The organism is Sutcliffiella horikoshii (genome assembly GCF_002157855.1).
GTDB lineage: Bacteria > Bacillota > Bacilli > Bacillales > Bacillaceae_I > Sutcliffiella_A > Sutcliffiella_A horikoshii_C.
Genome location: NZ_CP020880.1, coordinates 2,076,185 through 2,090,497, shown reverse-complemented (window position 1 = coordinate 2,090,497; position 14,313 = coordinate 2,076,185). Strand labels below are relative to the sequence as shown.

The following is a 14,313-nucleotide window of genomic DNA, read 5'->3' as shown; positions in this document are numbered from 1 at the left end:
TGTTTGTTCACAACAAATATTCGTTTATATATTATCATACATTTGAAACTTGTCTATGTTCTATTGTATAGGGTTCTTACACTTTAGCCAATATAATCTGGCGTAAATTGTCATAAAATGAATAAAAATCCTTGTTTTCTTATAAAAACAAGGACGAGTCTGACCTATTTTGTTAAAGCGTGTTCCACTTTAATGCATCGATCCATAATGACAGTATAGCCCTTTTCTTTCAACAATTCATAAGTTTTTTCATCTGCAAGTCCGAGTTGAGCCCAATAAACGTCTGCATCTATTTGTAAGAACTCTTCTGCAACTCCAAATAAATGCTCAGAACGACGGAATACATTTACGATATCGATATGACCTTCTACTTCTTTTAATGTTGGAACAGCCTTCACACCAAGAACTTCATCTACAGTAGGATTAACTGGAATAATCTCATATCCTGCATCTTGCATTGCTTTTGAAACCATATAAGATGTACGCGCAGGGTTATCAGATAATCCGACTACAGCAATCCGCTTGCTCTTTTTCAATATCTTTCCGATCTCTTCTCTGCTAGGAATTTCAATATTCATATTTTTATCCCCTTCCTTTTTAAAAAGTTAATTCTTACTGTTATACCCGTTTAGTCTAGTTTTAACAACTTATAACAACCTGATATTAGTACTTACTCATAAAAAATTCGCGATAACTTGCAATAAACCCTTTGCTTCCTGTTAAATTTAACATATATTAAAGATAGGGATTATTACATAAAGGGGTTTAATGAATGACTGAACTACTAATTATTATACTTGCATATCTCATCGGTTCCATTCCTTTCGCACTTGTAGTGGGAAAAGTAGGCTATGGAATCGACATCCGTGAACACGGAAGCGGGAACTTAGGCGGTACCAACACATTCCGTACATTGGGTGTCAAGGCCGGAATGATTGTAACAATTTGCGATATATTAAAAGGAACTCTGGCAGCCTCCCTGCCTTTCTTACTTGGAGCTGATATTCATCCACTTCTTGCTGGTGCCTGTGCCGTTGTCGGACATGTTTATCCGGTATTTGCAAAATTCCGAGGTGGAAAAGCAGTTGCAACCTCTGGTGGAGTTCTATTGTTCGCCAGTCCGCTTCTGTTCGGTTTAATGTTATTCTGCTTTTTTCTTTTCTTGTTTTTAACGAAATATGTATCTCTATCTTCTATGCTGACCGGAGTGGTAACCACCATTTACAGCATTGCATTTGGAGATCTACCACTTATTATAGCTGTGTCAGTGCTTACTGCATTTGTCATTTTTAAACATCGGGCAAATATCGGTAGAATTATCAAGAGAACAGAGCCTAAGATAACATGGTTAAATTTAAAAAAGAAGAAGGTATCTTAAGCATTCGAGTTTTTCTCGGATGCTTTTTTCATTACTATCAATGCTTTGTTATCACTTCTTTTACCGCTTTTTTAACTTTTCCGTCCCATACTACATGCTTTTCAAAAGTCCCTTCTTCAAAGAATAGAGGGAATCTTTCTTTAAACCAGTCTTGCATAGGTAAATCTAGGGCCTCAGATATTGCTACCCATTTTAATTCTCCCTCTGGTGGAGAAGTTAAGAGTTCTCCGATATATGTATATGTTAGATAGTTGAATACCATATATCTTTCATCTTCCAACTCATTTACATATTCATCTAGACCCTTATAGATTAAGTTACTTACCTGTAAGCCGGTTTCTTCATGGACTTCTCGAATAGCGCCTTCTGTTAAACTTTCTGGAAAATCCACTTTTCCACCTGGGCCAATAAAGCCCGGAAATCCTTTATCTGTTGGCCTATTAATTAAGAGAACTTTATCTCCATCCACTACAAGACACATCGTATACATGCTGATCTTAGTCATCTCATCTATCCTTTTTCTCCAACAATTCTATGATTCTCTTATTTTGATTAACCAATTGTCCGAGGTAGGAAATGATGGTTCCTACCCCAATAGCAATACCTATTAGTAATACAGTATTGAACATCTGTTTACCTCCGTTTGAATCATTATATTGAAGGAGCCACAAGCTCTACTTTGATACGGTCAGGGTCTTCAAAAAATGCCGCATAATAGTTTTCTCCGCCAGCATATGGATGTTTGTCCTTATATAACATATTTACTCCACGAGCTTTCAGTTTTTCTGTTAAGCTGTCCACATGATCCCGTGACGAGGCATGGAAAGCAATATGATTAAGGCCTACTCTGCATCGATGATAGGGAACATCGAGAAACCTTTCTTCCGTTTGAACAAAAACAATATATGTATTTTCTATTTTCCAACTCTGTCCACTTTTCCACTCTTGATAGGGTTCATATCCCAGTTCTTCGAGCAGCCATCCCCAGAATTCTTTCGTTTTCTTCAGGTCCGACACATATAATTCTATATGATGAAGTAGTCCTGTCATGAATTTACACCTTCCACATGTAAAATAGTGATATTCGGCCATAATGCCTGCCAATTTTTCTGTTTCAAGCGATTTTCATAAATCCTGGCATGTTCTGCTGTTTTTTTATAGGGAGATGTTGGCTTCACTTTTAAACTTATAAGGTCTTGAATTCCGCAAGGAGCGGCTAATTGTAATTGATTGTCTTGGTTTAATTTAACTCCTATTGCCGTAGCCGTTTCTGGAAATTTAGACATTGCTTCTGTGGAATTAGTATATGGCGGTAAATTATTAATGACATGCATCCTTGCCTGGTTTTTAACGGACCATGGTTCCACCGGACATAGTTCTAGCAGTCTTTTTTCATGTTGCTTGTCCTTTTCCTCACTTACATCATTTTTATCAAAATAAATAACATCAATATCAGGTAAAGGAGTTCTACAATCATGACCGTGTAATGTATCCCAGACTTTTGTTCTGACAAATCCAGCACATACCCACCAATCAGGGAGATTAAGAGATTTTGCCGCTCTCAAAATATCCATCATCCATTCATCTGATTCAATGAGATTCAGCACATCTTTTTCAGTTTGCAACAAGAAAAATGCCTCCTTTTACGGCGTGCGAACATATATTCTTATTATACAAAAGAAAGCACTATTTTAGCAAGACTTTCCAATCAGATGTTTCCTACTTGCCCCCAAGATGCTTCGTACAATTATATAATTCGCATTCCCACAGTCCTTCACGAACTTTGACAGTAGAAACAGAGGTATTCTCAAGATGATTTTCCATCTTAAGGTCTTTCACCAATTCACCTAAAACATGTCTTATATAGGACCCGTGACTAACTACTAGTACATTCTGGTCTTTATGTTTTTGAGTTACCTCTTCAATGAACGAAAGGGCCCGTTTTACTACCATTTCCTTTGATTCTATTCCCAAGTCCAGATCACGCCAATTTTCTCCCCATTTTTCAATTCGTTCAGGTTCTGTTGTGCCTTCAATTTGACCACCGTTCACTTCTTGAAGTCTAGAGTCTAAGAACACCTCATCGACTTGTAGACTCCTTGCCACGATTTCAGCAGTTTGCATGGCTCTTAATAGATCACTAGAGTAAATAACATCCCAATCTTCATTTTTTATTCTGTTTGCTAAACTTTCTGCATCCCTAATACCATCTTGATCAAGTGGAATATTTGAACTCCCTTGTGCTCTTTTCTCCTTATTCCAGGCCGTACTTCCGTGACGGATAAATCCTAGTTTTGTCATTACAACACGCTCCTTTAAAATAAATTGAATGAATTTTTAGTTTAATTTATATCTTTTGAAATAACAACTTTTTTCACATAAGAAAGAACACCCTAGGAAATGGTGTTCTTGTTAAGAACATATTATTAGCAATAGCGGCGAATGGTACTTTCTAATTGTTGTTTAAACCCAGGGAGGTCTTGATTCGTTACACGCAATTTGATAAACGTCTCATCCATTTCCAATGCTTCTGATAGAAAACTACCAAGACCTCTAACCTTACGATCTACTTGTAGAATCAATTCTACGGAACTTCCATTATTGTTGGAAAAGATCATTTCGATTTCATCCAGCTTCCCTCTGAATGGACCAGACGTTGGAACAAACTCGAACTCCTGAATGAACGGAAAGTGATTTTTCCATCTATATGGCGCCGCTTCACATTCCACTTTTCTTAAGCGAAAACCTAATTGCTCCGCAGCACTTAAGATGGTCGAAATGAGTGGAGAGGGTTTTACTTGGACAACATCTTTATCAGAAGGATCTACTGCATTTTTTATATCCAATCCTGTTTGCAACCAAACTTTTGTGTTGCCCATGCTTACAGGCGTATCATGTGGAAGGGTTATTGTAAAAGGAATTTCCTTCGTTTCATTCACACCAATCACAAACGGATCCACGATTTTCTTTTTTTCTAAGACTGCTTGTTTATGGACCTTTGTATCATTCGATTCTTTAATATAATTTGTTAATAAAGTTAAGTAAATTTCATCAATTTGCTGTTCCACAGAACCACCGGTGATTTCTACAATACCGCGTATTTCCTCTCCAGATACAAAACTTGATTCAACCAATTTAGTATCTACTTTCGCAGCGCCAATTCCTACACTAGCCAATGCCTTGTTAAAAAAAGACATCCCTTCTCCCCCATTCAACATGAAAAGTTTATTAATCAATAATAATACGATTAAAATTAAGATTAGGTTTCAAAATAAAAAATAATTTAATTTTCAGAATAAAGTATGTGCATCCTCTACCTTTATCGTGTAAAATTACACTAAAGATATCTTATTTGTATATAAGGAGGCCACGATTTTGAAAAGATATATGCTACTGGCTTGGAATGTAGTGACTGGTTTATTTGTTTTATTACTCACCTTATGGTTAGCAGGACCAGGTTTGTCAGAGACAGAAACTTCACAATACAATCTCTGGTATTTGCTTATACTTGGCATATGGGTTATCGGATTAACTTTACAATTTAAAAATAAGTTCAAGACAATGGGGGTAATAGTAACACTTCTACCTGTCATTTTCTATCTCGCAATTACTTTTAAAGCTATAGCAATCTAGGATTATTATTTTGTTAATAGAGGTTGTTTTTTGTACATTTACGTAGTGTACTCCATCAACCAACAATCTCTATATTTTCCTTCATGTAAAATATGTTCACCTAACACTTTTATCTTTTTAAAACCACATTTTTTATAACATTTGATGCCCCTTCCGTTGGATATCATTGGATCCATTACTAGCCGGTTGACCCCTCTTTGTGTTAATAGGTAATTAACCATAGATGAAATGAGCAGCGTTCCTATTCCTTTGTTCCAGTAGTCGGAATCCCCTATAAACTGATCTAAGCCATAAACCCCCTCCATCTCAAAGTATTCTGCTAGTGTGCTAGTAGCTTTATTGATTGGATAATATTGAATATAACCAATGCTTTTCCCTTGATAGATGACCATACACCGAAATATTTCATCGTTTCTATTAAAGAATTTCCTTTTGATATCTTCAAAATTAAACGTTATATCTCGCCCTTCATAGAATTCCAACACTTTTGGTTCAGACAACCATTTTAATAAATGTTTTTCGTCCTCGCCTTGTTGAAGTTTCCTTATAAGTAATTCTTCTTTTTGATAAATCAATATAACACCACCTACCCTTGACCATAAGTTTTTCTGAACCAGTAATGAATTTCATATTCTAGACACACTAGCAGTTCCTTGTCCTCAGGATTCATAAGCCTCAATCGGAAATAAAGGCTCTTCATGAAATTGGTCACGTTAATTTTACTTCGGTAAAAAGATAGTGTTTGTCCGTGCTTTTCCTGTTCCTTATTCAAATTAGATGAGAGGCCTTTTATCCAATTAATAAGCATTTGTTTTTCTATTCCTTTATCTAGAAGGGCTTCTACAGCAAAAATAAGCCTCTCTTCTTCCTCATCTTGGTACACTACATCCTTTAAAAGGCATGTTTCTATTGCTTTAAGCCCATCAGAAAGTAGATTGATACGAAAATGCGCGTGACTTACCAAAGCAGTCAACATATCTGCTGCATGTGCAATACTGTGCGCCCACCCCTTATTTCCTACGAAACCGCGGGTATCCCTTTCTTTATCTAAATACTTTAAGATAGCTGCCTGTATTTCTACCAATCTCTTTGCATCAATAAGTGTTCCATCGTCATTGGCTAAAATGAGAGCAACAACTAAAGAAGAAAAGGAGCGTGTAAATACAGAGTCCGTCTTTTCTTCCCCAATTTTATAAAATAGATGCTCCTCATCCAAACATATTTCTAACATATTAAGAATCTTGCTCTGCGGGATTACACCACCATTAATAAATTTTGCAAAGTTTGTGTAAATTAAATTATCACGAAGAATGGGGTCTGTTGAGCCGATGTGCTTCATCATGGAATTTATTAATTTGTCAACATACGTTTTATCTTCTAGTATCTTTTTATCCTCAATTTTTAAAAGCTCGTGTTTGAGGGTTTCTACGTCATAAACCATGTTATCTGCCTTCCTTCTCATTTATGAATTTGACAATAGTAGGCAAACAACGGAGATCTTCTATAATAAAGTCTGCATCCACTTCATCCCAATAGGTATCTTTTTTCCAAACTGTAGTCATGCAAACACCCTTTGCAGCTTTCACATCATTCTCAGGATGATCTCCAACAAAAAGGCATTCCTTCAAGGATACTTGCAGACGTTCTGCAGCTCTGCGGAAAATTTCAGGATTAGGTTTCTTTATTCCTTCCCGCTCCGACACGAGAATGGAATGAAAAAAGTGGTCGATCCCCAATGCTTTTAGATTGTTCATTTGGAAAACTTCAAAACCGTTCGTTATCATTCCTAATGAAAGGTTGTCTTCAGAAAGTCGCTTAAGTGTGCTTTCTACATTATTAAATGGTGTGCAGTGGAATGGAAAGTGATGAATATAATCATCTAACAGTTCATCCCAAGTATGAGCATTAATTAGAAATTCATCTATAAGTTGTCGATATACTTTATCTTTCCAGACATACCCGCGTGCATCGAGTTCGATAAATCTATCAATATAGGTATTTTTGTGTATGTGGGAGAAAGCTTGATTGTACCTTTCATATTGATCTTCAACGAACTTCTTTAACGAAACATCTCTATCCAAAAGCGTGCCGTCAAGGTCAAATATTACCGCCCTAATCAAATTTCTGCTCTTTGTTTGATTCTATTTCAATTATCTCTTCAGTAATTAAATTTGCCAGTATGTCATATCCAGCTTCACCAAAATGCAACCCATCATTTAATATGCCGACTAAGAGCTCTTTATAATGAGGTTTAGAGTACAATTCTGTGTAGAAGTCAATCAAATAGCTGCCTGTTTCCTCTGAAACACGCTTAACTGCATCTGCATATTTAGCCAGTTCGATATTTTTCCTGTTAGGTTGTAATGATTCATTCACTGGAGGCGGGGTGATGAGTATCGTTTTATCCGGTCCAATTAGTTGGGTAATCTTTAACAAGTTCTCTTTATAGGTGTTAAGAGCAACCTTCTTATGAACTGCAGCATCATTCGACCCAAATAATACAGTTACGAAATAGGGGTGATGAGCTAAAACATCCTTTTCCATTCTTTTTAATGCGTCCTTTGTGGTATTAGCAGATACCCCTGCGTTGACAACTCTGTATGTTGGGAGTTGGAGGGAAAGTTTTTCCGTAAGTTGAGGGTTTTCTTTTCCTTCATGCCTTGCTGTCAAACTATCACCAAAACAGACCAGTGTCTTCATATGTGTGGATCCCACCTTAAGTATTTATTAATAGTTTATATGTTACCATATAATAGAAACAAGCATCCAATATCACTAAGATAATGGATGCTTGCTTATCGTTAACCTGCTTTTTCAGCTGATGAAATCTCAGTTCCGTTGTTTCTTTTTCGTTTGAACACTTTACGAATACCTATTCCAAGATCATGGAAAAGCATATAGACAGAAGGAATCAGCACTAGTGTTATTAGAGTAGAGAACAATAGTCCTGCGATGATAACTGTGGCCAAAGGCGCCTGGTAGTTGCTGGCGGCTCCTGTTGAAATAGCAAGAGGCAACATTCCACCCACCGTTGTCAATGTAGTCATGAAAATTGGACGTATCCGATTCATACCCGCTTCTACCATTGCTTCCCCTACACCATAGTTTTCTGCTCTCAGCTGTTTAGCTCGGTCAATCAAAAGGATAGCATTATTCAGTACAATCCCAATCAACATAATGACACCCATACCTGACATAATACTCAATTCACGCTGGGTTAACAGTAATCCTAAAATAACACCCGTAAAAGTCATTGGAATAATGGTCATAACAATAATCGGATGGAGCAAATGGTTGAATTGAACGGCCATCACAACGTATACCAAGAAGATGGCGATGGCTAAGATAACTAACATATCCTGTATCGCTTCCTGTTGCTGTTCAAGACTTCCTCCAACCGTGATAGTGTAGCCATCTGGTATATCAAAATTCTCTACTATCTCTTGCACATCTCTGTTTACAGAACCTAAATCACGATTCTCAATATTCGCAAGAACTTTAACAACCCGCTCCCCGTCTTTATGATCAATTTGGCCAGGCGCTTTCACCTGTTCAAACGTCACATAATTAGAGAGGTCCTTTAGTCCGTCTTGTGTTGTCACTTCAAGCTCTAATATCTGATTTTTGTTTGTGATTACTTCATCTGGGGCAACTAGGATTGGTGTTACGCCTTCATCTTGCAAAGAACCGATTGGAACAGAAGAAGTTAAATTGTTTAATTGACCTAGAATTTGCAACGGAGTAATTCCATCCTTATTCATTGCTGCGTCGTTTAGTACAATTAGTTCCTCATCCATCAATGTTCCAAGGGATGTAGTCGTACCGATGATCCCATCAATTCCGTTTAAGTCTTTTACCAGATCAGAGGATAACGAAGTCAATCCATCCAGTTCATCGCCACTTAACTCAATTTGAACAGGATAACTGGCTCCAGCGCTCATGACGGAAGTAACATCCATAACAGGATAATCTTCTTTTAGTTCAAGCAAGCCCTTAAGAATCTGTTCGTTTACTTCTTTTTGCTCTAAGGTAGCTTCTTCTTCTGGAGTCATATTGATCAAGACAAACATAAATTCAATTTGATCCAGTACAAAACCTTCCTTCACATCTGGGATTTCAACGAGCTTGGAATGTATTGCTTCAGCAATTTCATTTTTCTGATCTGGTGTAACACCTTTATCAAGTGTTACCATTATTTCTGAATAACGATTATACATGTCAGGCATGATGGTCATCGGCACTTTTGTAACTAAAGCCAGAGAACCAACGAACATTAGGAAGAACAGGAAGATGACACCGTAACGTCTGCGTTTTTTATCCGTGAGCCATTTAATGAACCTACCATAGGACAGGATAATTTTACTCTCTTTTTTATTCTGTTGACTTTTCGTCAATTTCAAGAAATTCTCAGAAAGGGATGGGATTAGAGTAAAAGAAACCACGACTGAACTTACGAGTGTCACAATGACCACAACGGATAGAATAATCATGAATTTGCCTGCTTCTCCACCTAACAAACCGATAGGTAAAAACACTACGATGGTAGTCAGCATGGAGGCAAATACCGCAGAAGCAACTTCTTTAACACCAATTAATACAGCTTCCCGATTATTTAAACCTTGTTCTTTTTTACGATAAATGGATTCTAAAATAACGATAGAAGCATCCACCATCATTCCAATTCCTAACCCAAGTGCAATTAAACTCAGCATATTAAGGCTGTATTCCAATATCCACATACTTGCAAACGTAAGGAGAATGGATAGTGGGATGGAGATTCCGATGATCATGGTTGCTCTAACATTTCGAAGGAACAGGAATAGCACCACAATGGCCAGTAATCCACCTATAAGAATGTTGCTTGAAACACCATTTACCGCTTCGCTGACATAATCAGCCTGCGCTACTATTTCTTCAAACTCAAATCCGGAAATAAGTCCTTCTTCTCGTATTTTCTCCACTTCTGCACGGACCGCTTCGGCCATTTCAATTTGCGTAACCTCAGAAACTCGGCCAATCTGAACCATTACGACATCCTGGCTACCGTCCTTCCAAACACCCGATGAAGTTTCACGTACCTTTAATTCAACGTCAGCTAGCTCACTAAGTTCTTTTACACCAGATGAGGTAGGTACTAAAATCTCCTTAATATCCTCGACATTGATTAATGAAGTATTCCATCTTAAAGTCGGCTCGTTTACTTCCTCCGATAGTTCCCCGAATGAAGTAATCAGATTAGACTGTTGAATGGTTTGAATGATTTGCTGGGAATCCACACCGGCGTCCGTTAGTTCATTTCCCTTAAATTGAATAACCACTTCGTTCTCTTCTAATCCATCAAACTTCACATCTCTTACTTCTGGCAATGCTTCTAGTCTAGGTTCTACCACATTTTTTGCAAAGGCTGAAATATCCTCCATATCACCATTAAAAATATCCATATAAAACTCATATTCCTGCCTTGTAGTCATTTGAAAGCTATTAATATACTGAACTCCAGGGATTTGGGTGGATAAAGGGGCCACTGCAGCCTCAATATTCTTATGTACTTCATCCCCTCTTCCCTCTTCAATCAAAACTGTGATCGAAGACTTACCAACGTATGTTGCGGAAGTGTGGGAATCCACACCGTCTATTCCGCTTAAAATTTGTTCAATCGGTTTGGTTACTTTATCTTCTACATCCAATACAGGCATTTCCCCTGCATCTACCTGTACAATCGTCATATCAAAAGCAATCGGCGGCATTAATTCCTGGTCAAGTTTGTTCAGCGAATAGAAGCCAATCATAAATACAAACACGACTAAAAGACCAACAGCGATTTTCCTTCTCAAAATAAATTCTATCATCGACATCCCTAAATTCTCCCCTCAATTATCAAAAATAAGAATATATTTCCAACTCCCAAAATTGATTATATGCTCGATATAATAAAATAAAAAGCCTTTTTTGGAAAATACTTCTTGAGGCGTAGATGGAGGTACGACTTGAGCTCGATTACATATTAAACAAAAAATAGGACCCGGAAATTAATCCGAATCCTTAGCAAATGCCTAAAATAATTTAAATATTTTTTTCTAAAAAGTTCAGGATTGCCCTGAATACTTTTATTTCATTTTCTTTCTTAGAGAAACCATGCCCTTCATCTTCAAGTACAAGGTATTCTACATCCCGGCCTTTTTCTTTTAAAGCATCTACAATCTGATCAGATTCTTTTTTGACCACTCGCGGATCGTTTGCACCTTGAATAATTAACATTGGCTTTGTCATGGTATCGAGGTAAGTAATTGGAGAATCCACTGTCAGTCGTTCTTTATCTTCTACCGGATCTCCTACCCATTGTTTCATGATCGGTTTCCAGTGTTCTGGCACAGAGTCAATGAAGGAAAACAGATTACTGACACCAAATATATCAATGACCGCTTTGAAATATTCTGGATGACGACCGTGGAGAAGTAACGCCATGTATCCACCATAGCTGCCGCCCATTAAGAAAATCTTATCCCTATCTGCAAACCCTTTTTGTATAATCCATTCAAGTCCATGTATATTGTCCAGACGAGGTCCGTGTCCCCAGTCTCCCTCCACCATTTTCATATAGGTTAATCCATAGTTGGAGGACCCTCGGAAATTCGGAGCAAAAATACTATATCCTCTATTAACTAGGAATTGAAAATAAGAGCGGAAAAACTTTCGTTCAGAAGCCTGTGGACCTCCGTGCGGCCAAAGTATTACATGTCCGTTTGACACCTCTTCTTTAGCCCTGAAGAATAATGCTTCAATCTCTAGTCCATCAAAAGATGGATAAGAGTGGATTTCCGGTTCACAAAGCTCTTCATCCGCAACTGCCGGCACACGATTATTCGTTAAAGGAATCCACCCTTCCTTTTGCTTTTTAAAGATATTTGCCGGCTTTGAGGCAGTTTTTCCTAGTAGATAGACCGCTCCACTTTTACTTATTACCACTTTATCAATAATGGAGACTGGTATGTCGACTTCATTCCAAACTTTTTTCTCCAAGCAATAGGTATAGAGTTTATCTTCCACTCCTTTTGCTGAAACGAGATATAACTTATTTCCGGACTTGTCTAGATACATGTTATTAAAATGCATCTCACTATCCGATACTCTTGTAAACTTCTTCGTTTCAAGATCAAAATGCGCGAGGTAACCATTATCATCCTCATAATCAGTAACAAGATATATGGAGTTGGATTCAGTAAATATGGCACTGTCAACAGTATGTTGACTGTCTGTTTCCGGCGTTAACTTAGTTGTTGTTTCACCTTGATGTAAAAATGCCTGAGTATGAGTGTTGGCATAATGTCTAAGAGTAATGAAGCTTTCTTCATTTTCTGATACGGCTATTAAGTATGTGGACGCATCGGTCCCCTCTACCAATAACTTTTCCTCTTTTGTCTCTAAGTCGTAACAAAAACAATTTAAATATGTTGGGTTATCTTTTGTGCTGGTATAGTATATACGTTGTCCGTCTTTGGAGAAGCTCGGGTTCATATGACGATGCTCGTTATCCACTCTCACATCCTGCAATTCCCCGCCTCGGCTAGGCAAGGCATAAAGTTGTGCCAGCTCATTTCCATCCTTATCAAAGCTTGCTAATATGTATTTTCCGTTTGGATCGTACTTTAACCCATGACAACTTTGGTTATTGAATGTCAGCGGATATGGGTACTGATTTGGCAGATCCATTGCCCATACATTGTAATGCCCGGTTAGGTTCGTACTGTATACTAACTGTTTTTCATCTGGACTTAATGTGAAATCTTCAATATTAAAGACTTTAAAAAATTGTTCCACTTCAGGTTTTTTGAATGTAAGCAAATTGTTTCCCCCTTTTTTATATGTATCCTTATACTATTTCGAGAAACAAAACAAAAACCCTTTAATTTTTTGAACATTCGACATATTACGATGAATTTTGCGAAAACTATGTTATATGGTGGAGGAAGAAAAAGATATAAGGGGTTATTTACATGAATAAAAAATTTAAATATCTTCTCCCAATTTTAATTATTATGCTATTGGGAACCGTTTTTTCTGTATTGTCCTTTAAACACTTCAGCAGTTTTAATGGGAGTGAAAACAAGGAAGAGCTTGTTGCAAAACCAGCTAAGTTACACCAGGCAACAAAGAAAGTAAAAACAGAAAAGGGTTTCCGTACAGAAGCAACCATTTCTGCTGTAGGGGATCTACTCATTCATAGCACTGTTTATAATGCAGCGAAAACAGGGGAAAACAGTTATATTTTCAATCCCATGCTAGACAGGGTGAAATCCTACCTACTTGAAACGGATATCTCCATTGCAAATCAAGAGACCATCATTGGAGGGACTGAAATAGGATTATCCAATTACCCTAGCTTTAACAGTCCATTTGAAGTTGCCGATGCCCTTCAAGAAGCTGGCGTTGATATTGTCAGCATCGCTAACAACCATACATTGGACCGTGGGGAAAAGGCGATCATGAATGCCATTAACCATTATGAAACTATCGGGATGGAATATGTCGGTGGGTATAAGAGCCAGGAAGATAAAGCAAGATTACGGACCATATCAAAAAACGGAATCGAATTTTCCTTCTTGTCTTATACATACGGAACAAACGGAATTCCCGTTCCAGAGGGAAAAGAGTTCTTTGTAAACCTGATTGATCGTGAGGCAATAAAAAAAGACGTTGAAGAAGCCAAGCAAAACTCAGATGTTGTCGTAGTCGCTATGCACTGGGGAGTGGAATATATCCTTTTTCCAAACTCTGAACAGGAAGAACTTGCAGACTTCTTGGCTGAAATTGGCGTCGACATTGTGATCGGACATCATCCCCATGTTTTGCAGCCAATGAAATTCATGGACAGGCCGGATGGCGGGAAAATGTTTGTCGTCTATTCATTAGGTAATTTCTTGTCTGGCCAAAAAGATGACTATAAAGATATTGGTGGTATCCTTCAACTCCATGTCGAAAAGACGGTGGATGGACAAGAGAGCAAAATTGATATTAAAGTGGATAATTTTATCCCTACATATGTTTCACAAGTCAATCCTACTAAATACCATGTGGTTCCATTAAAGGATGCTGCATCATACGGGTATTCTCAGGCAGAGGCTAAAAACGAAGAAATGATGCAGCATATGTATCAATGGTTAAAAGAAGATCAAATAAATAACTAATTCCACAAGCATCGATCCTAAACAAAAAGGGTCGGTGCTTTTCATTTTCACATAAAGTGGTTTCGTTTGGTTGCATTCGTGGAATTCAGGTATAATAAGGTTGTATATACATATTGC

General features: G+C 37.6%; 16 protein-coding genes. 3 read left to right on the top strand and 13 right to left on the bottom strand.

Translation table 11 applies throughout. The features are described from left to right. Nucleotides 1-164: 164 nt before the first annotated feature. Entirely contained in the window at nt 165-578 is a 414-nt protein-coding gene (locus tag B4U37_RS10815; RefSeq protein ID WP_088018222.1) for a CoA-binding protein, read from the bottom strand. A gap of 194 nt (nt 579-772) precedes the next feature. Here B4U37_RS10815 and plsY point away from each other — a divergent pair, with 194 nt between their 5' ends. Further along, nucleotides 773-1,378: a glycerol-3-phosphate 1-O-acyltransferase PlsY gene (gene plsY / locus B4U37_RS10810; RefSeq protein WP_088018221.1), complete on the top strand. Its 606-nt coding sequence runs from the start codon at nt 773-775 to the stop codon at nt 1,376-1,378. Between the two features lie 37 nt (nt 1,379-1,415). Here plsY and B4U37_RS10805 read toward each other — a convergent pair whose 3' ends face one another. From B4U37_RS10805 to B4U37_RS10785, 6 genes are all read right to left on the bottom strand, one after another. After that, on the bottom strand, nt 1,416-1,883 hold the full coding sequence (locus B4U37_RS10805; RefSeq protein ID WP_088018220.1) for an NUDIX domain-containing protein: 468 nt from the start codon (nt 1,881-1,883) through the stop codon (nt 1,416-1,418). 1 nt (nt 1,884) lies between these two features. Continuing rightward, on the bottom strand, nt 1,885-2,007 hold the full coding sequence (locus B4U37_RS22560; RefSeq protein ID WP_280524605.1) for a hypothetical protein: 123 nt from the start codon (nt 2,005-2,007) through the stop codon (nt 1,885-1,887). 22 nt (nt 2,008-2,029) lie between these two features. Then, nucleotides 2,030-2,428, bottom strand: a complete 399-nt coding sequence (locus tag B4U37_RS10800; protein WP_088018219.1) for a VOC family protein — start codon at nt 2,426-2,428, stop codon at nt 2,030-2,032. Beyond that, nucleotides 2,425-2,955, bottom strand: coding sequence for a nucleotidyltransferase family protein (locus B4U37_RS10795; RefSeq protein WP_088020254.1), 531 nt, complete (start codon nt 2,953-2,955; stop codon nt 2,425-2,427). The genes B4U37_RS10800 and B4U37_RS10795 overlap by 4 nt, the downstream gene beginning before the upstream one ends. A gap of 142 nt (nt 2,956-3,097) precedes the next feature. Next, complete coding sequence (locus B4U37_RS10790; protein WP_088018218.1) at nt 3,098-3,679, bottom strand: histidine phosphatase family protein; 582 nt, start codon at nt 3,677-3,679, stop codon at nt 3,098-3,100. Nucleotides 3,680-3,804: 125 nt separating this feature from the next. After that, nucleotides 3,805-4,575, bottom strand: a complete 771-nt coding sequence (locus tag B4U37_RS10785) for a sporulation protein (protein WP_088018217.1) — start codon at nt 4,573-4,575, stop codon at nt 3,805-3,807. Between the two features lie 178 nt (nt 4,576-4,753). Here B4U37_RS10785 and B4U37_RS10780 point away from each other — a divergent pair, with 178 nt between their 5' ends. After that, nucleotides 4,754-5,011, top strand: a complete 258-nt coding sequence (locus B4U37_RS10780) for a hypothetical protein (protein ID WP_088018216.1) — start codon at nt 4,754-4,756, stop codon at nt 5,009-5,011. 38 nt (nt 5,012-5,049) lie between these two features. On the opposite strand, the gene B4U37_RS10775 is transcribed toward B4U37_RS10780, so the two are convergent. The 6 genes from B4U37_RS10775 to B4U37_RS10750 all read right to left on the bottom strand — a co-directional run bounded on the left by B4U37_RS10775 (nt 5,050) and on the right by B4U37_RS10750 (nt 12,853). Then, nucleotides 5,050-5,586: a GNAT family N-acetyltransferase gene (locus B4U37_RS10775; RefSeq protein WP_088018215.1), complete on the bottom strand. Its 537-nt coding sequence runs from the start codon at nt 5,584-5,586 to the stop codon at nt 5,050-5,052. Nucleotides 5,587-5,597: 11 nt separating this feature from the next. After that, complete coding sequence (locus B4U37_RS10770) at nt 5,598-6,452, bottom strand: DUF2785 domain-containing protein (protein ID WP_157663769.1); 855 nt, start codon at nt 6,450-6,452, stop codon at nt 5,598-5,600. Nucleotide 6,453: 1 nt separating this feature from the next. Next, nucleotides 6,454-7,131, bottom strand: coding sequence for an HAD family hydrolase (locus B4U37_RS10765; RefSeq protein WP_088018213.1), 678 nt, complete (start codon nt 7,129-7,131; stop codon nt 6,454-6,456). Next, nucleotides 7,124-7,711, bottom strand: a complete 588-nt coding sequence (locus tag B4U37_RS10760; RefSeq protein ID WP_088018212.1) for a GDSL-type esterase/lipase family protein — start codon at nt 7,709-7,711, stop codon at nt 7,124-7,126. Before B4U37_RS10760 ends, B4U37_RS10765 begins: the two co-directional genes overlap by 8 nt. 101 nt (nt 7,712-7,812) lie before the next feature. Continuing rightward, entirely contained in the window at nt 7,813-10,866 is a 3,054-nt protein-coding gene (locus B4U37_RS10755; protein ID WP_088018211.1) for an efflux RND transporter permease subunit, read from the bottom strand. A gap of 208 nt (nt 10,867-11,074) precedes the next feature. After that, nucleotides 11,075-12,853: a S9 family peptidase gene (locus tag B4U37_RS10750; protein ID WP_088018210.1), complete on the bottom strand. Its 1,779-nt coding sequence runs from the start codon at nt 12,851-12,853 to the stop codon at nt 11,075-11,077. A 152-nt stretch (nt 12,854-13,005) separates the two neighbouring features. On the opposite strand from B4U37_RS10750, the gene B4U37_RS10745 reads away from it, so the two are divergent. Beyond that, a complete protein-coding gene (locus B4U37_RS10745; RefSeq protein WP_088018209.1) occupies nt 13,006-14,196 on the top strand; it encodes a CapA family protein in 1,191 nt (396 codons plus the stop codon). Nucleotides 14,197-14,313: the final 117 nt, after the last annotated feature.